Raw genomic sequence first — 21988 nt, forward strand, 5'->3', positions numbered from 1 at the left:
CTCCCGCAGCCGTGTGGGCGCCGCCGCCCGCACACGTGGCGGAGCTGAACGCCGACGTGCTGAACACCGTGCTCGGCGCGTTCGCCGACGCCGACGTCGACCCGACGACGAACCCGCTCGGCATCGCGGTGACCGGTCAGCAAGGCGCGGGCAAGACCCACCTGCTGGGTGCCGTGCGCGTCGAAGTCCAAAGCCGCGGTGGCTACTTCTTCCTGGTCAGCCTGGTGCACGGGAACAACTTCTGGCAGAACATCGTGCACTCGTTCCGCAACGGCCTGTACCAACCCGACACCAACGGCATCTCGCAGCTGACCTCGTTCCTGCACCGTCTGTCGGACGTGCTGTCACTGCCCGACGACGTGCGTCGCCAAGTGATCGGCCACGAGCCGGTGACCAAAGAAGCCCTCGACCAGGTTGTCGTCGCACTGCGTGACGTCAACCCGACGGAAGGCCGGCAGTCCCGGCACACGGCGCGGGCACTGATCCTGCTCGCGGCCATCGACCCGACGGTGCAGGAGATCGGCGAGGCTTATCTGACGTCGGGTAGCGAGTCCGTGCCCGGTGAGCGCGCCGCGTGGGGCATCCACCCCGACCCGAAACACCCGCACGAGATGGTCCGCGAGATCTCCGGGCTGCTCGGCATGACCGGGGCGACCCTGCTTGCGATCGACCAGATCGACACCCTGGTCGCCCAAGCGGGTATCGCCACCGGCTCCAGTCGGGAGTCGCCGTTCGAGTTGCCGCGCAGTGAGCTGTTCGACCAGATCGGCACGGGACTCATGGAGTTGCGGGAAGCGGCTCGGCGTTCGTTGCTCGTCGTCGCGTGCCAGTTCCCCGTCTGGGAGGCGATCCGCAGGTTCTCGCACCGTGCCGCAGCTGACCGGTTCCGCGACGAGCTGCGGCTTCGGACCGTGTCCACCGCGCACACGGGGCAGGCCTTGGTCACTGCACGGTTCGCGCCGCGCTTCAAGGACTGCGCGTTCACGCCGCCGTACCCGACCTGGCCCGTTCGCCCGGAAGCGTTCGCGGGTGCGACCCAGTACACGCCGCGCGAGCTGTTCAAACGCATCGACGAGCACATCAAGTCCTGTTTGGACAAGGATGAGGTTGTCGAGCTGACCGCGCTCGACCAGGTGGTGACCGTCCGCCGGAGCGGGATCCCCGCCTCTGAGCTCTCCTCGCTCAGCGACGAACAGCTCCTGCGGTTGGACGAGTCGTTCGCCAAGCTGCTGAACGAGGTGGACCCGAGCCCCGCGGTCCATAAGGACACCGAGGACAAGCGGATGACCGCCCTGCTCGGTGCGGCGTTGACCGCGTACCGCCACGAGTTGGGCGAGCAGGGTCGGGACTACAAGGTCGACGACGTGTGGGGTGGTCGCAACCCGGCTCTGCACTCCCGGTTGAAGCTCGTCCTCGACAACACCGAGGACGCGATCCACTGGTCTTTCCGCGGCATCGCGACCGATCACGCCCTCGCGGCCCAGAACCGGATCGAACGACTGCGCGTGATATCCGAGGTCGACCCGAACATCGACAGACGTCGCGCCTACCTCTTGCGCACCGGCACGTGGCCGATGAACACGCCGAAGACCAAGGAAAAGCTCGCCGAGTTCCGTGCCGCGGGTGGTGTCCTGGTGGAGAAGGTCGACATGGACGACCTGCGGACGTTCGCGGCGCTGGAACTCATGCTCGACCGACCTGAGCCGGAGTTGCACGAGTGGCTGCACTTGCGAAAGCCGGCGAGCAGCACGGCGTTGTTCCGCCTGGTGTTCGGGCCACCCGAGATCGACACACCACCTCCGCCGGACCCACCCGCACCGGATCCGATCGACGCGATCGAACAGTTGTGGCCGACCGATGACCCCGACATGTCGAGACAGCACCCACCCGCTCCCCCGGCCTCAATCTCCCTCGGTGACCGGCTGGAGACCGGAGAGCCCGTGTACGTGTCGTTGGAGTCCCTGCGCAAGCACACCGTGATCTTCGCCGGCTCCGGTTCGGGCAAGACGGTGCTGATCCGTCGCATCATCGAGGAGTGTGCCCTGCAAGGTGTGTCGGCGATAGTGCTCGACCCCAACAACGACCTGGCTCGTCTCGGCGACGCCTGGCCTCAGCCTCCCGCCGGGTGGAAGGCGGACGACCACGAAAAGGCGGCCGACTACCTCGCGAACACCGACGTCGTGGTCTGGACGCCACGCCGGGAGTCAGGCCGTCCCATCAGTTTCCAGCCGCTGCCGGACTTCGCGGACGTCCTCGGTGACCCGGACGAGTTCGCCCTCGCGTTGGACATCGCCGTCGCGGCGCTCGCACCGCGGGCCCGCGCCGACGGTTCGACGGCCAAGGCGGAGCGCACCAAGGCCGTGCTGCGTGAGGCGTTGACATCCTTCTCGCGGGCCGGGGGCGCGGGCCTGAAGTCGTTCCTGGAGTACCTCTCCGACCTCCCGGAGGAGGTCACCCGGCTCGCGAACGCCACCGCGATCGCCAGTGACGTGGCGCAGACGCTCCTCGCCGCGATGATCAACGACCCCCTCTTCGGCGGTTCGGGCGTGCCGCTCGACCCGAGCGTGCTGCTCACCCCAGCACCAGGCAAACGCGCGCGGATCTCGATCATCAGCATGATCGGGTTACCGAACGACGACCAGCGCCGCAGCTTCGTCAACCAGCTCCAGATGGCGATGTTCGCCTGGATCAAGGCGAACCCGGCTGGCGACCGTCCGCTCGGTGGCTTGTTCGTCATGGACGAGGCGCAAACTCTTGCCCCGTCCGGTGTGATGACCGCCTGCACCACGAGCACGCTCGCATTGGCGTCACAGGCGCGGAAGTACGGTCTGGGGCTGGTGTTCGCCACCCAGGCCCCGAAAGGCATCCACAACCAGATAGTCGGCAATGCCGCGACGCAGTACTTCGGGTTCATCAACAGCCCGGCGCAGGTGGCGGCGGCCAAGGAGATGGCGGCCGCCAAGTCCAGCACCGTGCTGGACATCTCGCGGCTGAGCGCGGGCGAGTTCTACGCGGTCGCCGAAGGCAGGCCGTTCGAGAAAGTCAGGTCGCCCATGTGCCTGAGCCACCACCCGCCGAGTGCGCTCACCCCGGAGGAAGTCCTGGTCCGGGCACGCACCGACTGAGCTCAGCGAGGAAAGGCCACCGCGATGATGGACCGGATCATTACCGGACTGGTTGACGAGTTCCAGAAAAACTATGCCCTCGCCGAGCTGACCGAGAGCGAGGTATTCGAGGCGTTCGCCGCGTACTGCGTGTTGAACTCGTACTACGAAGAGGACTTCAACCCGGACGAGTTCCGCACGGGCGGTGGCAACGACCTCGGCATCGACGCGCTCGCCGTGCTTGTCGACGGCATCCTGTTCCAGGACGCCACCGACGTCCGTGCTCACATCCAGCGATCTCGACGGGTGGACGTGCAGATCGTCGTGATCCAGGCGAAGACCACAGCGGGGTTCGAGGCTCGGGTGATCTCCGACCTGGCCGACAACCTCAGCCACATCACCGGTACCGGCAGCCTGCCCTACGCCGCTTCCGAGGACATCATCAACTTCCGGGAATGTCTGGAGGCGGTGTACGGCAATATCGCGAAACTGTCGGGTGCGCTGCCGGAACTTCACGTGCACTACGTTACGACCGGCGATCGTGTCGCCGACATGGTGGCGAGCAAGGCGGCGTCGGCCAGTGAGCGTCTGCGTGGCCTGGGCAGGTTCGAACGGGTCGAGTTCCGCTGCGTGACCCGCGACGATCTGCGGCAGTTGTACCGACGGGCGACAACGAAGGTGGCGGTCCAGTTCCCGATGCCGCGCAAGATGTCGCTGCCGAAGGTGCCGGACGTCGAGCAGGCGTTACTCGGTTTGCTGTCGGCACGGGACCTGGTGGTGCGGATCCTGGCTGATGAGTCGGGCAGGCTGCGTAAACCGTTGTTCCACGGCAATGTCCGTGATTACCTCGGTGGCGAGAATCCGGTAAATCGTGAGATAGCGAACACTTTGCGTGATTCGTCGCGACGTGAGAGATTCGCTGTGCTGAACAACGGTATCACGATTGTCACACGTGGTTTGCACGTCGTGGGTGACGACGTCTACCTGGATGACTTCGAGATCGTGAACGGATGCCAGACGTGTCATGTGCTGTTCGAGCACCGGGACGAGTTGACCGACAACGTGCAGGTGAGCGTGCGGATCGTGCACTCGCACGACGAGGACGTCATCAACGGCATCGTCGGCGCCACTAACCGTCAAACCACCATCAGCGAAGAAGACCTTACGATCCGCGAGAGCTTCCACCGGCTCCTGGAGGACTACTTCGCCCACAGTCGGGATCCGGAGCGCAGGCTCTTCTACGAGCGCAGGACCAAGCAGTACGCGCACCACAGGGTCGAAAAGACCCGCATCATCACTCGCGCACAGTTGATCCGCTCCTACACGGCCATGTTCCTGGGCGAACCGACCCGTCGTGGCCAGTACCGATCGTTGATCTCGTCCGACAGTGGGAATCTGTTCGCCGAAGGCCACCAACCGGTCGTCTATTACACTGCGGCCACCGCCTACTACCGTTTGGACTGGTTGCTGCGCAACGGACGGATCCCGAAGACCTATGCGCCCTACCGCTTCCATATCCTGAGCGCGATCAAGCTTCGCGTGTTGGGTCAGGCCCCGATCCAGCACACGTCCCGCACGGCCGAGCGCGAGTGCAAGCGGATCCTCGACGTCATGTGGGACAAGGCGGCTGCGGAAGGCATGGTCTTGAACCTGCTGACGCCGTTACAACGCGCTATAGACGCCGAGCAATCCGAAGGCGTAGCCGCGCGGGAACTGGCGAGAACCCAACGCTTCACCAAACGCGTCAGCAGCGAAATCCTCAGCCGGACGTCCCCCTGACCGCCCTTGCGCAGGCCTGGACAGTGGCTGACGTGATGATCGTCAGCATGAGCATGATCAGCTTGCGGGCAAGCGCAACTTACTGCAGTAGTAGCTCGGGTGGCTCAATCGGAGACTCCTTTACTCGGCCAGTTACACTGGTCATCGACCTGGAAGAACAGGACCAAGCACGCCGCTCAGTCGTTCTGCGACTGGGGGTCAAGGGGTCGCAGGTTCAAATCCTGTCGTCCCGACGGTCTGAAGAAGCCCGCTCGATCTGGATGAAAGCCCAGGTCAGCGGGCTTTTTCGTGCGTTCGATTCGATCTTGAGGCGACTGTCCACAGTGGTCCGTACTGGCCGGTAACTGACCGTTTGGGAGGATTTTGGGAGGATCGGTTTGCGCAGGGCCAAATGGGGTCGCGTTGGCTAAAGCGAATCGTGTCCTCCGTTCGGGTGTTCTTCCTGGCCGTGGTCGACGCGTGCGGCGGCATTGTCCGGAAGGTCCTGGCTGGTGTCCTCACGGATCGTGTACACGGCACCAGGCGCTGCGCAGGTACTCGGCGGGTTGGAGCAGGTGTTCCTGGCGCAGCGGTCGTCTGGGCAGGAGCAGGTCACGCTGACGAGCCAGTGAACCGCAGAGGCGCGGCGTCGTGGGCGGTCCCGATTAGTTACGTGGTCGACCAAAGGCTCGGTCTTGATCACTTGCTCGCGGTTGAAGGCGGCGAGGGCCGAGCTGGTTCGTCGGCTGTTCATTGGTAGGTGACCACACTCGGTCCTGCGGGCTCCGTATGTGGTCACTTGTGTTCGAAGGTTGTCGCAGATTCGGTTGAGTGCTGTTACCTGCAGGTTCGTGCCGTTAAGCGCAGTTGGAGACGTCTCCGATGACCCCTACCGTGTCAACGTACATCGATATCTGCTCTGACCTGCGGAAACAAGCCTTCAGCAGGCTGTGTGGGTGCAGTTGACCGTGGTTGGGAGCAGTTGGCTGCGGTTGGACGCAGCCAACGGCTCCCAATCTGCTCCCACCGCGCTGCTCCCAGGCGGCTGGTCCTACGTGGAGTGTCGGTGACTGTTCGTGCCGCAGAGCGGTCGTCATGGTGTAGCGGTGTGGTTGAGCGGCAATGTCAGAGGTGCAAGCAACCGGGCGCTGGATTGTCCGGCAGTTCGGCGGTGATCGAAGGCGAATCCCGCTGATCATCTACGACATCACGGGCTGCTCCCGCCCGCCGCGTGGTCATCGAGTGGATCGTTGAGTACTCGGTGGAGGAGGCGGCTCCCGATCGAGGGCTTGGTCCCGGCTTGTCGGCTCCGAGTCGGTCGAGCGGCAGGCTGCCGAGTGGGCCGACCGCCTCGGCGCCCTGCCTCGGCACATGCGCCGGGGCTAACCGGCTTGCGCCTGCTCGGAGGCCCGGATCCGGACGGCCAGGGCGTCGGTGGTGAGGCCGTGCAGGCCGGACAGCGACAGCACCCGCGCGGGAGGAGTTCCCTCGACGGCGTGCACAGTCAAGGTCCGGCGGGCACGGGCCGCGGCCGCGGCTGCTTCAAGCAGCAGCGCGATGCCCGAACTGCTGAGGTAGCCGACTCGGGCCAGGTCGATTTCGATTGGTCGTCGGTCAGCCGAATCGATCCGGGCGGTCAGGACCGTGCGCAGGTAGTCCACCGTCGTGACGTCCACAGCGCCGGTAAGCCGGAAGACCTGGACCGGGGTGTCGTCAGCGGACTCGGTGACGCCCGCGTGCCCGCGGCTCGGTTCCGCCACCGGCACTGCGGAATTCCGTGCGCGCGAGGGCTTGGCGGTGAGGTCGAACCTGACGGTGGTGCCGTCCCCGGTGTGGTCGAACACCGCTCCGTCCCCGATCGCGCGGATGATCTGCAGGCCGCGGCCGCGGTAGCCCTTGTCCTCGGGTTCGGGTCGCCAGCGGCCGTAGTCGCGGACCGTGACGCGCACACCGGCGGCGGTGGTGGCGACGTCGTAGGTGAAGTCGCCGGGCGCGTCGTGCGGGTACGCGTGGTCCACGGCGTTCGCCGCCGCCTCGCCCAGGGCCAGTTGCAGGTCGTCCAGCAGGTCCGCGGACAGGCCGGCGGTGGCCGCCCATGCCGTGACGTTACGGCGCATCACCGACAGCTCGGCGGGACGCGCGGGCACGGTGTCGCGCAGCGGCGGGGGCAGGTGACGGGCGACGACCAGCGCCACGTCGTCGTCCTGACCGTCGGCCAGCAGCGAGGAGGTGATGGCGTCGCTGAGTGCCTGGGGCGGCAGGTCGTGCGCGTCGCGGACGGTGTCGAGCAGCCGTTGCAGGCCCTGGTCGAGCACCGTGTTCCGGTGCTCGACCAGCCCGTCGGTGTAGAGCACCACGGAGGCGCCCGGTGGCAGGTCGGTGGTCCGGTCGAGGTACGGCGCGCGGCCCGGTGTGCCCAGCACCGCTCCGGCGTCGCCCGGCAGCAGGCTGGGCCGGCCGGACGCGTCGAGCACCAGCGGGGGAGGGTGCCCGGCGACGGCCCAGCACAGCTCGCCGGTGCTCCAGTCGAACGTGAGGCAGGCGCAGGTGCTGCCCACCGCGCCGTTGACCCGGGCGGTGAAGGCGTCGAGCCGTTCCAGCGCGGCGGCGGGGGAGTGGCCGTCGAGCAGGTAGCCCGCCAAGGCGCTGCGGAGCTGCCCCATCACCGCGGCGGCGCTCGGGCCCTTGCCGACGACGTCGCCCACGGCGAAGGCGACCGTGGTGCCCTCCAGCGGCAGCACCTCGTACCAGTCGCCGCCGATCCGGGAATAGCCCGAGCCGGGCAGGTAGCGGGCGGAAGTCGCCAGCCTGTCCAGCGCGGGCAGTTCGCGCGGCAGCAGGCTGCGCTGCAACGCCTCGGCGATCTCGTGCTCGCGCTGCAGGAGCCGCTCGCGTTCGGCCTCGGCGCGTTGTCGCTCGGTGACGTCCCGCCCGATGGCCTGCACGCCGGTCGGCGTGGCCTGGATGCTCAGCTCGACCTCGACCTCGCTGCCGTCGGCCCGGCGCAGGCCCCACACCTCGGTGACCACCCGGGCGGCGGACAGGTCAGCGGTGAGGCGGGTCAGCCGGTCCAGTGCGTCGGGCACGACCACGTCGCCGACCGGACGACCGACCAGGTGGTCGCGGTCGTGCCCGAGCAGCGCGCAGGCGGCCTGGTTGACCTCGACGAACCGCAGGTCGTGGTCCAGCACCCAGATGGCCTCGGTGGCCCGCTCCACCAGCAGCCGGTGGCGTTGCTCGCTGTCGCGCAGCGCCCTGTCGGCGTGCGCGCGTTGCAGCGACTCCCAGCACCGGTTGACCACCACCGACACCACCTCGACCTCCTCGGGCGTCCAGCGCCGGGCGGTCGCCTGGTGCACCGCCATGGCGGCGACGAACCGCCCACCGCGCAGCAGCGGCAGACAGATCACCGCGCGGATGCCGGTGAGCCGGTAGGCGGACAGGTCATCCGGACCGAGCCGGAGGTCGTCCTCGCTGTCCACCACCACCCACGGCTCGCCCGCGCGCATGGCCCGCAACGCGCCCTCGCCGAACTCGGCCATGGCGAACCGGCCTGGCAGCGGTGGCAGCCCGGTGGCGTAGTCGCCGCTCATCACGAAGTGGTTTTCGTCGGCCTCGGCGCGCGCATAGGCGCACCGGTCGACTCGCAGGTGCTCGCCCAGCATGCGGGTGGCCAGCGCCATCAGCTGCTCAGCGTCGTCCAGGCGCTGCAGCTCGCTGTCGAGAACGGCGAGGAACCGCTGCCGCTCGTGTTCCGCGTGGCGCGCGGTGACGTCGTTCAACGCCCCGCGCACGGTTCTCGCGGTGCCGTCGGCGTCCCGCACGACGTGCAGCTTCTCCTTCAACCGCAGCACGTCACCCTGGGCGGTGACCACGCGGTACTCCACCTCGAACACGTCCAGGCCCGGCTCGTCGCGCCACCGTCGCGCGGTGGCCTCGGCACGGTCGTCGGGATGGATCAGCGAGCCGAGGAAGTCCGCCTCGTCCAGCCAGCGGCCCACCGGGTGGCCCAGCAGCCGCTCGGCGTGGGCGGACACGAACGTGCAGCGGCGGGTCCGCGCGTCGGCCTGCCAGAGCACCACGGCAAGCCCGTCCACCAGTGCGCGCAGGTCGGTGGCCTCATAAGGCACAGCCTCGGATGCCGAATCCACGTGCGTCAACCATCCCGTCGCTCGAACCGGACGCCGGCGGCCCAGACCGGAACCGGTGCGACCACGCGAACGACCGAGCGGAAGAGTACCCACGCGGCAGCCGATCATGCCGACCCGCCGCGACCGCGGCGCGGGACCGCCGTCGCGGGTGGTCACCCCGGTCCGGTCGACCTCGACTCCGCACGGCTCAGCGAAGTCCTCAGGGCGCGGAGCCGAGAGTGGTGATGGGCCTCGCCCTGTTTCCCGGCCCGAGCGGGCCTCGGGCACTGTCGCTCTCTTGCAACCGGCGACGATCATGATCGGAAGGGTCCGACGGCGGTTCGCCGTGAGGTGACCACACTTGGCGTCGCTACTTCCGTATGTGGTCGCTTGCGTTCGAGGTTTGTCGCAGGTGCGGTTCGGTCCTGTTACCTGCGGTTTCGTGTCGTTGGGTGCAGTTGGAGGCGTCTCCGGGGACTCCTACTGTGTCAACGTACATCGCCATCTGCTCTGACCTGCGGAAACAAGCCTTCAGCAGGCTGCGTGGGTGCAGTTGACCGTGGTTTGGAGTCGTTGAATGCGGTTAGACGCGTCCTCCGGCTCCCAATCTGCTCCCACAGTGGTGCTCCCAAGCGACTGGCCGTGCGTAGACCTGGTCTCAAAACTCGGCGTGTCGCTAGGTGAACCAACGGCCCGCCCCTGGCTCCGCACCGCCCGCCCATGGGCCCGGCCCGACGGACCGGAAGTCCGTCAGAGAGACTGGGGGCCAGTGCCCGCCCTCTCGACCTGGAGTCTTTGATGCCGCAAGGGACCGTCCGTTGGTTCGACGCCGAACGTGGTTTCGGCTTCCTCGCGCCCGAGGACGGCTCGCCGGACGTGTTCGTGCACGCCTCCGAGGTCGTCGAGGACGGCGGCGCGAAAGTGCTCCGCGAGGGTCAGGCCGTCGTGTTCGAGGTCGGCGAGAACGACCGCGGGCCCCAGGCGCTGCGCGTTCGCGTCACCGCCGATGCGGCCACCGGCAGCGCCGTGGGCCTGCTCGGCACCGTCAACTGGTACGAGCCGGGCAAGGGGTACGGCTTCGCGTCGCCGGACGGCGGCGGCGCCGACATCTTCGTGCACAGCTCCGCCATCGTGACCGGCGGCGTGGTCACCGAGGGGCAGCGGGTGGCATTCCTGATCGTCGAAGGCGAGCGCGGCCCGCAGGCCGGGCACGTGATCCCGCTGGGAGCAGGGGCCGGCTCACCCGCTGCGGCTGGTATCTCGGACGGTGCCGACGGCACGGTGGCCTGGTACGACGAGGACAAGGGCTTCGGCTTCATCAACCCCGACTCCGGCGCCGGGGACATCTTCGTTCACGCCCAGGCCCTGGCCGAGGGGCTGACGTGGCTCGCGGAGGGCGACCGCATCGCCTACGAGGTGGCTAGTGGAGACAAGGGCCCGCAGGCCCGCGACGTGCACCTGGTCCGGAGCGCCGAGCCCCAGACGGCGCCGCAGCGGTCGGCACCTGCCGCGGCCGCAGGGCCGGCCGCGCGGGACGTGCCCGTACGAGGCGGCGAGGGCGTCGTCGCGCGCTACGACGGCGACCGCGGCTTCGGCTTCATCACCCCGGACGCAGGCGGCGACGATCTCTTCGCCCACGTGTCCGTGATCATGGGGTCGGAGCCGCTGCAGAAGGGTGACCGGGTCCGGTACGCGGTGCGTCAGAGCGACCGGGGCCCGCAGGCCGACCGCATCGAACGCCTCTGAAGAGGCGGCCCCACCGATGGCTGATCACTTCCCGACGAGAGTGCTCGTTCATCCCCGTCGATGGTGCCGTCAGCAACGCGGCTGCAGCCTCCTCCAGGAGATCGATCTCCCTCGTGGTGACGGGGACCCCGTGCCGACCCGAGGACCTGCTCCGCGCTCAGAAGCTCACCAGTCACCCCACCCAACGACACAGAGCCACCGATGTTGTGCCGCTCGAGAAGTCATCGCTGCTGGTCAAGCGGCATGTCTGTACTCGTTGATGAGCCCGCCGAGGACGCGGGTGCGGAGCAGTCTGTGGGTGTCCAGGTCGTGTACCGCGGGAGGGTTCTGGTCAGCCTCGGGTGGTAGCTGGTCTCGAGCCTGGTGGGGGCGGTGTCGGTTGTAGTGGTCTTCGTAGATCTTGAGGACTTGGCGTGCATGGGTCTCACCCAGGATCAGGATGTGGTCGAGGAGTTCGCGTCGGAGGGTGCCGATGACTCGTTCGCAGTGGGCGTTCATCCGGGGCGCCTGCGGTGCGCTCTTGATCACGTGCAGGTCGTCGGCCTGGAAGACGGTGTCGAACGTCTGGCTGTACTTGCCGTCGCGGTCCCGGAGCAGGAAGCGCAGGGACTCCGTCCGGTGTCCGAGGTCGGTGGCGAGGTTCCTGGCCTGCTGTGTGGTCCATGCCTGGGTCGGGTTGGCGGTGACGCCGGTGATGTGCAGGCGTCGGGTGCCGTGTTCGAGGAACGCCAGTGCGTAGAGGCGTGTGCCGAGCATGGTGTCGAGGTGGAGGAAGTCCGCCGCGATGATGCCCTGGGCCTGGGCGGTGAGGAACTGCCGCCAGGTCGGGCCACTGCGGCGTGGTGCCGGGTCGATGCCGGCGTCGTGCAGGATCCGCCAGACCGTCGAGTGGGCGATGTGGTGGCCGAGGCGGGCCAACTCGCCATGGATCCGGTGGTGTCCCCATCGTGGATTCTACCTGGCGAGCCGCAGTACGAGCGTCTTGATCGCCGTCCGGGTCGGTGGGCGCCCGATGCGTCGCCGCGCGCTGTAGTCCCACTTGCGGGCCACGAGTCTGCGGTGCCAGGCGAGCAGGGTGCCCGGCATGACCGGGAAGACCTCCCGCCACCGTCGACGATCCACCAGCCCGGCGAGGGCGGCGAACCAGAACCGGTCCGTGGGCTCGTAGCGGACCGGACCCGTCAGTTGCCGGCGAAGGACCGCGTTCTCGTGCCGCAGCACGAGCAGTTCGGCATCCTTGGCCGTCTCACTGCGGAGAAGCACCGCCGGGACGGACAACAGCTTCCGGGTCACCTTGTACAGCAGGGACACGATCACCCTGACATAGTCCCAACACCGTGACAGCCTCGCTCTACCAGCGACGATGACTTCTCGAGCGGCACAGGCTTCAACCGCTGCAAGCTGCGTCCCTACTGATTAACCGGATCCTCATGGCTACGGCAGCTGTCTGGGAGGACGCTGCTCACTTGATTTCATGTCAAGGGAGTGGGCGAGGAGGAGTGGGGGAGGAGAGTTCGTTGTGCTGCAACAGGTTCTGCCTGTGTCGAACTGCGCTCAACTGACCTGTCGCGACCGGTGTCAACCTCGTTTCCGCAGGTCAGGTCATGATCGGGTCAGTCCTGGGGGTCAAGGGGTCGCAGGTTCAAATCCTGTCGTCCCGACGGCCAAGAGGGTCTTCGCAGGTCAGACACTGCGAAGGCCCTCTTTTGTGATCTTGGTTCGTCCTTCAAGGTCGAGCACGTCGCTCAGCGACACCTTGACTCTTCGTTTCGTATCGTCTCGGATCCCATTTGGGTCGCTCACCTGGCCGAACGCGGTGTCGTTCGGCGCGAGGGACGGCGTATCGATCCCTTGACTGGTCGCTGACCGGAGTAAAGCGGTCGTCGGCTGAGTCGAGCCGCGGTCAAGCCGCGACCGATGGTGCCTGGCACGAGGTCTGGCGGTGCAGTAGTGCCGCGAGGAACGCCCGGTCGGCGGGGGAGAACCGTGTAAGGGCGTCTCCGAGTTGGCGTTGCAGGAAGGTGATCTGGTGCCGCAGCGCCAGGATCTCCGTGACTTTGTCCCGGTCGCTCATGGGCAGCAGGCGTAGTAAGGCGAAGGTGTTGGTCACGCCGAGGTAGGCCAGTCGGAGTAGCACAGCCGGTCATCATGCCGTGCTGGTCGATGCCAAGGCGGACGGAAGCGGTGTCCGTGAGCGCTTCGAGGCCTTGAGCTTCATACGCTCCCTACCTGTATGGATGAGTTTGTCGGCAGGCACAGGGTTCAATCCCGGTATGGACAACACGCCGCTCGTTCGGGCGATCGTCGAGGCCCTGATGTTCCTCGAACATGCCGACGACGACGAGATCGACCCGGATGTGGCCATGCGCGGCATCGAGGGGATCCGTCATGAGTTGGACGCATTGAGCGATGTCGACCGGGCGGAGTTCCGCCTGGTTCTGGACCGAATCGCGGAGACGTCCGGCGACAGCGGACATGCACAGCGGGCTCGCGAGGTGCCGTTCATGCTCTGGGGCGGGGAGTAACCACTTGGCGGGTCTCGATTCCTTGTGGCGACCCGGTTGCAGCGCTGGCAACGCCATGGCTGCACCAGCTCAACCCGGTGCTGCGGGGTTGGACCGCCTACTTCCGGCCCGGGGTGTCCAGCAGAGCCTTCAACTACCTGCGCGCCTACACCTGGCGCAGGGTGATGGGCTGGCTGCGGCGCAAGCATCGCCGGACCACATGGAAGGAACTCCGACGGCGTTACTGTCCGGACGGTTGGTGGCCCGCCATCGGCACGGCAAGGATGTTCAATCCCGGAGCGGTGACCACGACTCGCTACCGCTATCGGGGTGCGACGATCCCGTCACCATGGCCGAGCAAGGTCAACAACTCAGGAAACCTCGACGGGCTTGTGGAGAGCCGGATGCCCGGAGACGGGCACGTCCGGTTCGGGGCGGCGGTCTGGGGAAACGGACCGGTTGAAAGACCGGCACCGCGTCCCAGACCGACCCCACGGGCTGCTCAACCTCCAGCCCCGAGCAAGGGCAAGGCATGACGGCCGACCGGCTCATCGCTGCGATCAAGGCCACCGACAACCGCCGGCACGGCGTCATGCACATGCTCACCGCGCTCGACCTGACCGCCGGGAAGATCCACTACTGCATCCGGCGCCGCAAACGACACGGCGAGTTCCTCGAACTCCTCAAGATCCTGCGCGCCCAGGTGGCCAGGACAGAAGCGCCACATCATGGCCGACAACTTCTCGCCGCGCCGCCATCCCGATGTCCTGGGTCGGGCCGCCGCCAACGACGTCGAGTTGGTGTTCCTGCCGACCTGCTCCAGCTGGTCGATCAGGATCGAGGCCGAGTTCACCGCCCTGCGCTACTTCGCCCTCAACGGAACCGGCCACCGCAACCACACCGAGCACAATGCCGCGATCGCCGGCTACATCCGCCGGCGCAACGCCCGAGCCAGACCCAAGACCGGCTTCGTCACCGACTCACCCGTCCGCAGACGTGATGCGAGCTGCTCCGGGAGGTGGCCATGCGGCCGGGGTCGCGGCCCAGTTCCGCTGGCACGACAGCGCGAGCGGCATCACGATCTCACCACAGGTCGGTCATCGGCAATCACACGACTGGGCGGCCTACGTTGGGCCAAGGCTCATTCGACTATCCGTTCGAGGAGCATCGTGCGGGCGCCCTGAGTATTTGTTCAGCGCAGTGGGAGTCAGTCCAGGACGGGCGTATTCCATTCATCCACGGCAGGGTTCTCCGGTTGTCCAAGCCGGTGTTCCTGCCTTCGTCTCCACCGCCGCCTCAATCGCCGGCCTTCGCTCGTCCAGCAGGCATCCGTCACCATGCCACAGTCCGATCAGCAGCTCAGCAGCTCAGCAGACCGGCAGTATCGGCCCCGCGGTGGCGATAACCTCGGTATGGTCTTTCGGGGGGAGGCCGGATGGAATTCCGTGTGCTGGGACCGCTGGAGGTTTGGACAGATCAGGGCAAGCTCGCACTGCGGGGCAGCAGTCACCAACGGGTCCTGGCGACGCTGCTGCTGACGCCGAACGCCGTGGTCCCGATCGGCAGGCTGATCGAGGCCACCTGGGACACCGAGCCGCCGGCGACCGCCGCGAAGCAGATCCAGAACTGCGTCTCGAGGCTGCGGGATCGGCTCGGCGACACCGGACAGCGGATCATCGTGACCGATGGTCCCGGCTACCGCATCGCCGTTGACGAGGACGAGCTCGACCTGCTGCGCTTCACCAAGGCTGTGGGCAACGCGCGGCGGTTGGCCGAGCAGGGCGCGCTGCGCGAGGGTGTGCGTGAGATCCGGTCGGTGCTGAAGCTGTGGCGCGGGCCCGCGCTCGACGGGCTGGGCGGGATCGCGTTGTCCGGGCGCGCCGCCCGGCTGGACGAGCAGCGGCTTGACGCGTTCGAGTGCTGCGTTGACTGGCAGCTCGCGCTGGGCCAGCACCGCGAGGTCATTGACGAGCTGGCCGAAGCTGTCGCCGAGCACTCGCTGCGGGAACGGTTGCACGCCCAGTTGATGCTCGCCCTGGACCGCGCCGGGCGGCAAGCCGACGCGCTGCGGGTGTTCGACGGGTTGCGGACGACCCTGGTCGAGGAGCTGGGGCTCGACCCGAGCATCGAGGTTCGCGAGCTGCACGAGCGCATCCTGCGCGGCGAGATCCGTTCAAAGCGCCCGCCCGATGCCCCGGACGAGCCGGATGAGCCGGATGAGCTCGATCGGGCGGCGCGGGAACTGGCCGCGGCGATCGGCAGGCAGTGGACGGCCGAAGTCGAGCTGCGATCGCTGGACCGCCCGAGCCCGGTGCCGCTGACGTGGTCGAGCACCGAGCGCGAGGTGGCCGCCGCGGCCTCGTCGGTACTGGGCACTCGACCCGGTGAGTACCCCGAGCGGTTGGTGCTCAGCGGGGACCTCACCGACATCGTCACGAAGTTCCGACGGATCCCGGCCCGCCAGCTCGTGGTACTCGGCGAGCCCGGCGCCGGCAAATCGGTACTCGCGATCCTGTTCACCCTCGCGCTGCTCGCCGACCCACTGCCGGGCGAGCCGGTGCCGGTGCTGCTGCCCCTTGCCTCGTGGAACCCGCACACCGAACACCTCCACGCCTGGCTGGCCCGCCGGCTGGTCGAGGAGTACCCAGGGCTGGCGAACACCGGCACCTACGGCAAGGACGCCGCGCTGCGGCTGGTGCTCGAGGGCCGGGTCATCCCGGTGCTCGACGGCTTGGACGAGACCCCGCCGGGCCTGCGCACGGCCGCCATCGACGCCATCGACCGGGCCGTCGCGGGCGGGCGTCCGATCGTCGTGACCTGCCGCAGCGCCGAGTACGAGGCGGCGGTGCGGCAGGAAGGGGCGTTGCTGGTCCGCGCCGCCGTCATCGAAATCGACCCGGTCCAGGTCGAGGACGCCATCGACTTCCTCACCGCGCGTCGGCGCCCCGGCGAAACCCGCTGGCAGGCGGTGGTCCACTGGCTGAGGAAAGAGCCCGGCGGGGCGCTCGCACAGGCGTTGCGCACCCCGCTGATGGTCGACCTGGCCCGAACCGCGTACAAGAACCCGGCCGGCCATCCCGACGAACTCTGCGACACCACCAGGTTCCCCGACCGGGCGTCGGTCGAACGACACCTTCTCGACGCGTACCTCCCCGCCGTCTACGCCCCCAACCCGGCGCCACCCGACCGCCCGACCCGGTTGCGCGACTACGACCCCGTGCGGGCACGGCAGTGGCTTGCCTTCCTCGCCCGTCACCTGGAACGCCAGGACACCTACGACCTGGCCTGGTGGCGACTCGACCGCGCGGTGCCGAGCCACGTCGTCGGTCTGTATTTGGGGTTGCTGCCCGCGGTGCTGTTCGCGCTCACCGGTTGGCTGGCCGCCGGGCCCGCGATCGGGGCCGTCTACGGCGTCTCGTTCGGGGCCGCGGGCTTCGTCACCCACAGGGCGATGCGCCGACCTGGCCCGCTGCGCGTGGAGGCCCGGTTCGCGGGCACCGCGTTCGGATTCGCCCGCCGGTTCGCCATCGGTGCGGTGACCGGCGTCTGCCTCGGATTCGGCTGGTCCCTCCCGGCATGGGTGTCCGGCCTGCTCGCGGTGGTGTTCGGCCTGGCCGTGGGAGTGCACGTCTGGCTCGACACCCCGCTGGACGCGAACCGGGTCTCCAGCCCGGCGACGGTGCTGCGCGACGACCGCACGGCGACGCTCGCGTTGACCGCGTCGTTCGCGGTGTCGCTGGGCCTGTTCTACACCTTGGCGCTCATGCTCACCCCGGACGATCCCACGACCGAGATCTTGGACGGCCGCTTCGACGTCGTCCTCGGCGTGGCCGGCGGAGTGGCCGCCGGCCTGCTGGGCAGGTTCCTCGTCCCCAATCCGGGCGGCATCGCCTACGCGGTGGCGGGCGTGATCATCGGTGGCCAGGTCTTCCAGCCCACTCAAAGCGTTGTTCAAGCGTGCGTGGCGGGAGGGCTGTTCGGCCTCTCGGTGGGCCTCAGCGTGTGCTTGGCCCGCGCCTGGGGCGCCCTCGGTCCGACCATCGTCTGGCTGGCCGCCTGGGGCCGCGTCCCGTGGAATCTGGTCACGTTCCTGGACGACGCCCACCATCGCGGCGTGCTGCGCCAGGTCGGGGCGGTCTACCAGTTCCGGCACGCCCGCCTCCAGGAGCGCCTCGCCGAACCTGATCGCGTATGCCCAGGTCAGGCACGCGCGAACGGCGGGAGATGACGGCGCGAGGACGGAACGATGACAGCACTCGGCGACAGTGGTGACCGGTGCGGGGAGACCGACCCCTGTCGAAAGGAAACAGACTGATGCTCAACCGGCATCTCATCGTCTGCCCCTTTCACCGGTGGGCCACCGCCCCGGGATCCCTGTCCGACGGCCGGAGACCCCGGGCCGGACAACCTCTTCGCACCACACCGATGGACGGCACCCGGCGCCGAGGGGAAGCCGGGTGCCATCTCCGGCATTACCGATCACCGGAACATGCGATGCCGGGCAGGGCCCTACAGGGCGTTGGCTCGGCCGCGTGTCGACGAGAGAGAATCATCGTGGAATTCATCGCAGGAATCCGGTGGATCGTCCGGACGGGAACCACGGGCGTGCCTCGCCGCGTCAAGGCCGCTGCGGCCGTAGCCGCGGCCGCGGTGGCCCTCACCGGGGCACCGGCTGTCATCGCGGCACCGGTAGCCACCGCGGCACCGGTAGCCATCGCAGCCGACCCGTCCAGTCAGTTCGACGTGCGCTACGGCGCGACTTACGGGGTCGGCACCATCCGCTGGCACCAGCGGTCCGTCGACGTCGACTACTCCTTCAAGGCCGGCTACTGCCGCCGACTCTACGCCTTCGCTCACGACGCCAACGGAAACGAACGTGCCCGCAGGAGTACCAGCCTGCACTGCGACGACGTTTCCAGCGACACGTGGAACCTGCCCGTGGACATCGTCGGTGGTCCTCGCTACGTCGTCATCTGCATCGCCGACGACGACGATAAATACGTCGTCTGTGAGCAGTACAACCGGCCCTGAACAGCCTGTACAACGAGCTGCGGGTACTGGAACCATCCATTCACCCGCATGGACGCGACCGGCCGAGTGGTGATTTCCGGTTCGTCGTCGAAGGAATTAATCAGTTTGGTGATCCGTTGTCGACCGGGCTCGAATCCCGAGAATCTTCAGGGGGAACACGCATGAGGAAGATGGTTCGCAGAACATTGGTGGGCGCAGGAGCAGCCATGGCGCTCGCCCTTCCACTCGCTCCAGGGGTGGCGGGCGCACAGGCCGTGGACGCCGTCCCGGTCACGACCGCCTCGTCGATCGGCGGGCCGATCACCCGCACCGAGGTGCTGGCCCGCGCGACCGACTGGTACAACCGCCGCAACAACTCCGACATGACCTACAGCCAGGTCTCCAAGACGTGGGACGTGGGTCGCACCCGCCAGTACCGGCGCGACTGCTCCGGCTACGTCGGCATGGCCTGGCACCTCGGCTCCGACCCGAACACCGACGGCCTCGACGACCCGGGCCTGACTGTATCGATCGCCCGGTCCGAACTGCGGCCCGGTGACCTGCTCAACGACCGCGTCAACGACGACGGCGGCCGCTACCCCTACCACGCGATCCTCTTCGGCGGCTGGGAGAACAGCGCCAAGACCCGCTTCTGGTACTACAGCTTCGGCTCCACGCCGCTGGACAAGGTGACCGGCGCGTCGTTCAGCCAGTCCACGCTGTCCGGGCACCCGACCTCCCACTACCGCGCCCTGCGGTACCGCAACATCGTGGAGGAGATCGACCTGGAGCGAGTGTCCGACTTCAGCGGTGACGGCCACTCCGATGTGCTGGGAGTGACTGCGGACGGCAAGCTCCTGTACTACCCGAACAACAACCTCGCTCTCTCTTCACCGCGGGAGATCGGTCACGGCTGGGGCACCTTCAAGCACGTCATGGCGGCAGACTTCAGCGGTGACGGCGCCGCGGACGTCCTGGGTGTCACCGCCGACGGAACCCTGCTGTACTACCCCAACAACGACTACGCCCTCTCTTCACCGCGGGAGATCGGTCACGGCTGGGGCACCTTCAAGCACGTCATGGCGGCAGACTTCAGCGGTGACGGCGCCGCGGACGTCCTGGGTGTCACCGCCGACGGAACCCTGCTGTACTACCCCAACAACGACTACGCCCTCTCTTCACCGCGGGAGATCGGTCACGGCTGGGGCACCTTCAAGCACGTCATGGCGGCAGACTTCAGCGGTGACGGCGCCGCGGACGTCCTGGGTGTCACCGCCGACGGAACCCTGCTGTACTACCCCAACAACAACTATGCGCTCTCTTCACCGCGGGAGATCGGTCACGGTTGGGGCACCTTCAGCCAGGTGATGGCCAGTGACTTCAGCGGCGACGGTCATACCGATGTGCTGGGAGTGGCCGCGGACGGCAAGCTCCTGTACTACCCGAACAACAACCTCGCCCTCTCTTCACCGCGGGAGATCGGTCACGGTTGGGGCACCTTCAAGCACGTGATGTGACATCTGGCCACTGTGGACGGTACCTCGACGACCTTCGAGGTGCCGTCCACAATTGGTTTCAGAACCATGTTCTACGTCGATCCTGCTCATGTTCGGGATTGTCCCTTGAGCCGGACATGGGCGCCTACGAGTTCGCCGGTGGATTCAACGGGACGGTTCAGGGCGCGAGGCAGCCGACCGTCGTTCGGGTGTGAGGTTCGACGCGGCCTTGAGCCCTCACCGCCACGTCCGAGGGAGATCGGGAAGCGCTCCTGCTCGCTCGCCGAACGTCTCCACATCGGCATGGGCGCCCGGTGCGATCGGGAGCTGTCCTCTCCGGGCGCACCAGCAGTCGGAGTCGACGAAGCGTGGCGGCGGGAGTCGGTGCAGCAGGGCCGCGAGGAATGCCCGGTCGCAGGCGGAGCAGCGCGAAGGCGTTGGTCATGCCCAGGTAGGCCGGCCGGAGTAGCACGGCCGGTCATCATGGCGCGTCGGCCGACGAGGCTGTGGATCGCGAGCGCTCTACGGGCTATCCGAGCCCTCTTGTCCTGTTCACGATTCTGACCTGCATGGATGAGCTTATCGGCAGGTACAGCGTTGTCCGGGGTGAACGTCAGGAATGCCCTGTAGGTTCGGTAGTTCCCCTTCCGCGGTGACCAGCCGCTGCCGACCACCGAGTGTCGGGGTTGCGTGTGGGCAGCCCCGACACCCGCCATCGCGGTCCAGGGAAACCACCTGCACGAACAAGCCCAAGCACACCACGAACTCGCTCGGATACTCGTCGACGACGATCCCGGGATGGCCCGCAAGTACCAGCGGGCGGCAGCGGAGATCTCCGACCGGCTCGCCCTGGATCGCCCCAAGTCTTTGCCGCATCTACGCCCAGCCGGTTGGTGATCCCGTCGGCGGCCTGTCGCGGACGGTCCTTGATGACGAGCCAGACGGCGTACTCCTCGGTGGTGACGCCGAGGATCACGATGCCGTCGGCGGAGGCGGTGACGAATTCAGGCTCGTTGGGGTTGGTGGTGAGGTGGCGGGCGAGGTGGGTGTGGCCGGTGAGCCGGACGGCGGTCCACGGTGCGGTGAACGCGCCAGGGCCTGGAGGGCTGATCAGGAAGGCGTCGTCGTCGGCCAGCACGCCGTGTCGCAGAGCCAGTTCACGCCATTCGGCGTCGACTCGGTCGTCCGCGGCGGCGGCGTCGTCGGGGATCTCGACCGTGGGGCGGGCGGTGCCGGAGATGACCCGGCGCCACGCTTCCGCCTCTAGGCGCTTTCCGGGTCGTAGCAGTGGTGCTTGCCGTCGACCTGACCGTACCTCTCGAACTCCGAGCTGCCGCCCCAACCGAAGTCGTCGGCCGCCTCGGGTGTGCGAGCAGGCGCTGCCGACGCACTCCGGCGGCTGATCGCCGATAAGGCCGGCTTCCCCGACAAGTTGATGCAGTCGGCTGAGCCGTTGGGCGCCAAGGTGGTGACCCAGGACAGGGGAAGGCAGGTGGACGGCGGTTTCGGCACGCTTGCGATCCAGGTCGATCGACGGGTGAGCTCTCCCGAAGAGATCCTCCGCATCATCACACCGGCCAAGTGATGGATGAATTCGACCACGTGACCCGCAGTGAAGTGGAACTCGCCTCGATCCACGACCGGTGGATCCGCGACCGAAACCGAGGGCGGGACGACCAGGAGTACGGGGAGTACCAGGAGTCTTGGGTCGAGGAGCAGTGCGGTGGTTGTCGGTTCTGGATCTTCGAGTTCTGGACCGGGCCGATGGAGTTCACCTACGCCGACTACCCCCGGATCACCGCCCCGATGCTGATGCTCGTCGGCGACCGGGACCCGAGCTGCTCGCTGACCGACGCGGCGGAGCTCTACCACGCGTTGCCGCGGGGGAGCTCGGGATCGTTCCCGGCGCCTGTCACGAGGTGACGAGCCTGGGCTGCGAGATGATGCTCGACTTCCTGCGGCGCCACGATTCGTAGTGAACGAGCGGGCCGGCGTGATGCCACGCCGACGGCAGCGCTGGTTCCCCCCCTCGAGAACCAGCGCTGCCCTCAGTCGGTCGGCACGCGGCGACGAGTGCCTCGACGAACCAGCGAGACCATCGGCAACGGCGTGGCTCAGGATCCTGGGTTTCGGTTCAGGCCGAGCCCTTGTTGCCGGACCGCCGGCGTTGGGTGTCGAGAAGGGCGGACGGCGTGCGCCGGTGCCGGTGTCGTTACAGCTCACAGGCCAACGCGGCGTGG

At 67.6% G+C, this 21988-nt stretch carries 16 protein-coding genes; 11 read left to right on the plus strand and 5 right to left on the minus strand.

Features of this window, described 5'->3' with window-relative positions:
* Nucleotides 1-35 precede the first annotated feature (35 nt).
* Nucleotides 36-3125, plus strand: a complete 3090-nt coding sequence (locus tag LNK82_RS14385; RefSeq protein WP_230567475.1) for an ATP-binding protein — start codon at nucleotides 36-38, stop codon at nucleotides 3123-3125.
* A 24-nt stretch (nucleotides 3126-3149) separates the two neighbouring features.
* Entirely contained in the window at nucleotides 3150-4883 is a 1734-nt protein-coding gene (locus LNK82_RS14390) for an AIPR family protein (RefSeq protein WP_230567476.1), read from the plus strand.
* 1361 nt (nucleotides 4884-6244) lie between these two features.
* On the opposite strand, the gene LNK82_RS14395 is transcribed toward LNK82_RS14390, so the two are convergent.
* Nucleotides 6245-9013 (minus strand): SpoIIE family protein phosphatase, encoded by a 2769-nt coding sequence (locus tag LNK82_RS14395; RefSeq protein ID WP_230567477.1) that lies wholly within the window; start codon nucleotides 9011-9013, stop codon nucleotides 6245-6247.
* A gap of 777 nt (nucleotides 9014-9790) precedes the next feature.
* Here LNK82_RS14395 and LNK82_RS48275 point away from each other — a divergent pair.
* Complete coding sequence (locus LNK82_RS48275) at nucleotides 9791-10738, plus strand: cold-shock protein (RefSeq protein ID WP_372470489.1); 948 nt, start codon at nucleotides 9791-9793, stop codon at nucleotides 10736-10738.
* 234 nt (nucleotides 10739-10972) lie between these two features.
* Here the strand turns inward: LNK82_RS48275 and LNK82_RS14415 are convergent, their stop codons facing one another.
* The 3 genes from LNK82_RS14415 to LNK82_RS14425 all read right to left on the minus strand — a co-directional run bounded on the left by LNK82_RS14415 (nucleotide 10973) and on the right by LNK82_RS14425 (nucleotide 12875).
* Nucleotides 10973-11656, minus strand: a complete 684-nt coding sequence (locus LNK82_RS14415; protein ID WP_230567478.1) for an integrase core domain-containing protein — start codon at nucleotides 11654-11656, stop codon at nucleotides 10973-10975.
* 36 nt (nucleotides 11657-11692) lie between these two features.
* Entirely contained in the window at nucleotides 11693-12055 is a 363-nt protein-coding gene (locus tag LNK82_RS14420; RefSeq protein WP_230567479.1) for an integrase, read from the minus strand.
* Between the two features lie 586 nt (nucleotides 12056-12641).
* The gene (locus LNK82_RS14425; RefSeq protein WP_230567480.1) at nucleotides 12642-12875 is read right to left on the minus strand and encodes a hypothetical protein; all 234 of its coding nucleotides are present in this window, start codon (nucleotides 12873-12875) and stop codon (nucleotides 12642-12644) included.
* Between the two features lie 16 nt (nucleotides 12876-12891).
* Between LNK82_RS14425 and LNK82_RS14430 the strand changes: the two genes are divergently transcribed.
* The gene (locus tag LNK82_RS14430) at nucleotides 12892-13263 is read left to right on the plus strand and encodes a hypothetical protein (protein WP_230567481.1); all 372 of its coding nucleotides are present in this window, start codon (nucleotides 12892-12894) and stop codon (nucleotides 13261-13263) included.
* A 59-nt stretch (nucleotides 13264-13322) separates the two neighbouring features.
* Nucleotides 13323-13778 carry a group II intron maturase-specific domain-containing protein gene (locus LNK82_RS48280; RefSeq protein WP_372470492.1) on the plus strand — a complete coding sequence of 152 codons (456 nt, stop codon included), beginning with the start codon at nucleotides 13323-13325 and terminating at the stop codon, nucleotides 13776-13778.
* Here the strand turns inward: LNK82_RS48280 and LNK82_RS14435 are convergent.
* Nucleotides 13745-14095 carry a hypothetical protein gene (locus LNK82_RS14435; RefSeq protein ID WP_230567482.1) on the minus strand — a complete coding sequence of 117 codons (351 nt, stop codon included), beginning with the start codon at nucleotides 14093-14095 and terminating at the stop codon, nucleotides 13745-13747. The two genes, LNK82_RS48280 and LNK82_RS14435, sit on opposite strands and share 34 nt — an antisense overlap.
* Nucleotides 14096-14677: 582 nt before the next feature.
* On the opposite strand from LNK82_RS14435, the gene LNK82_RS14440 reads away from it, so the two are divergent.
* From LNK82_RS14440 to LNK82_RS14465, 6 genes are all read left to right on the plus strand, one after another.
* The gene (locus tag LNK82_RS14440) at nucleotides 14678-17470 is read left to right on the plus strand and encodes a BTAD domain-containing putative transcriptional regulator (RefSeq protein WP_230567483.1); all 2793 of its coding nucleotides are present in this window, start codon (nucleotides 14678-14680) and stop codon (nucleotides 17468-17470) included.
* Nucleotides 17471-17796: 326 nt separating this feature from the next.
* The gene (locus tag LNK82_RS14445) at nucleotides 17797-18273 is read left to right on the plus strand and encodes a hypothetical protein (protein ID WP_230567484.1); all 477 of its coding nucleotides are present in this window, start codon (nucleotides 17797-17799) and stop codon (nucleotides 18271-18273) included.
* Between the two features lie 206 nt (nucleotides 18274-18479).
* Nucleotides 18480-19769: an FG-GAP-like repeat-containing protein gene (locus LNK82_RS14450; protein WP_230567485.1), complete on the plus strand. Its 1290-nt coding sequence runs from the start codon at nucleotides 18480-18482 to the stop codon at nucleotides 19767-19769.
* 1009 nt (nucleotides 19770-20778) lie between these two features.
* The gene (locus LNK82_RS14455; protein WP_230567486.1) at nucleotides 20779-21015 is read left to right on the plus strand and encodes a hypothetical protein; all 237 of its coding nucleotides are present in this window, start codon (nucleotides 20779-20781) and stop codon (nucleotides 21013-21015) included.
* Between the two features lie 99 nt (nucleotides 21016-21114).
* Complete coding sequence (locus LNK82_RS14460) at nucleotides 21115-21333, plus strand: hypothetical protein (RefSeq protein ID WP_230567487.1); 219 nt, start codon at nucleotides 21115-21117, stop codon at nucleotides 21331-21333.
* A gap of 17 nt (nucleotides 21334-21350) precedes the next feature.
* Nucleotides 21351-21671 (plus strand): alpha/beta hydrolase, encoded by a 321-nt coding sequence (locus LNK82_RS14465; protein ID WP_230567488.1) that lies wholly within the window; start codon nucleotides 21351-21353, stop codon nucleotides 21669-21671.
* Nucleotides 21672-21988 lie beyond the last annotated feature (317 nt).

Origin of the sequence: Saccharothrix luteola (assembly GCF_020859565.1) — a bacterium.
GTDB classification, from domain to species: domain Bacteria; phylum Actinomycetota; class Actinomycetes; order Mycobacteriales; family Pseudonocardiaceae; genus Actinosynnema; species Actinosynnema luteola.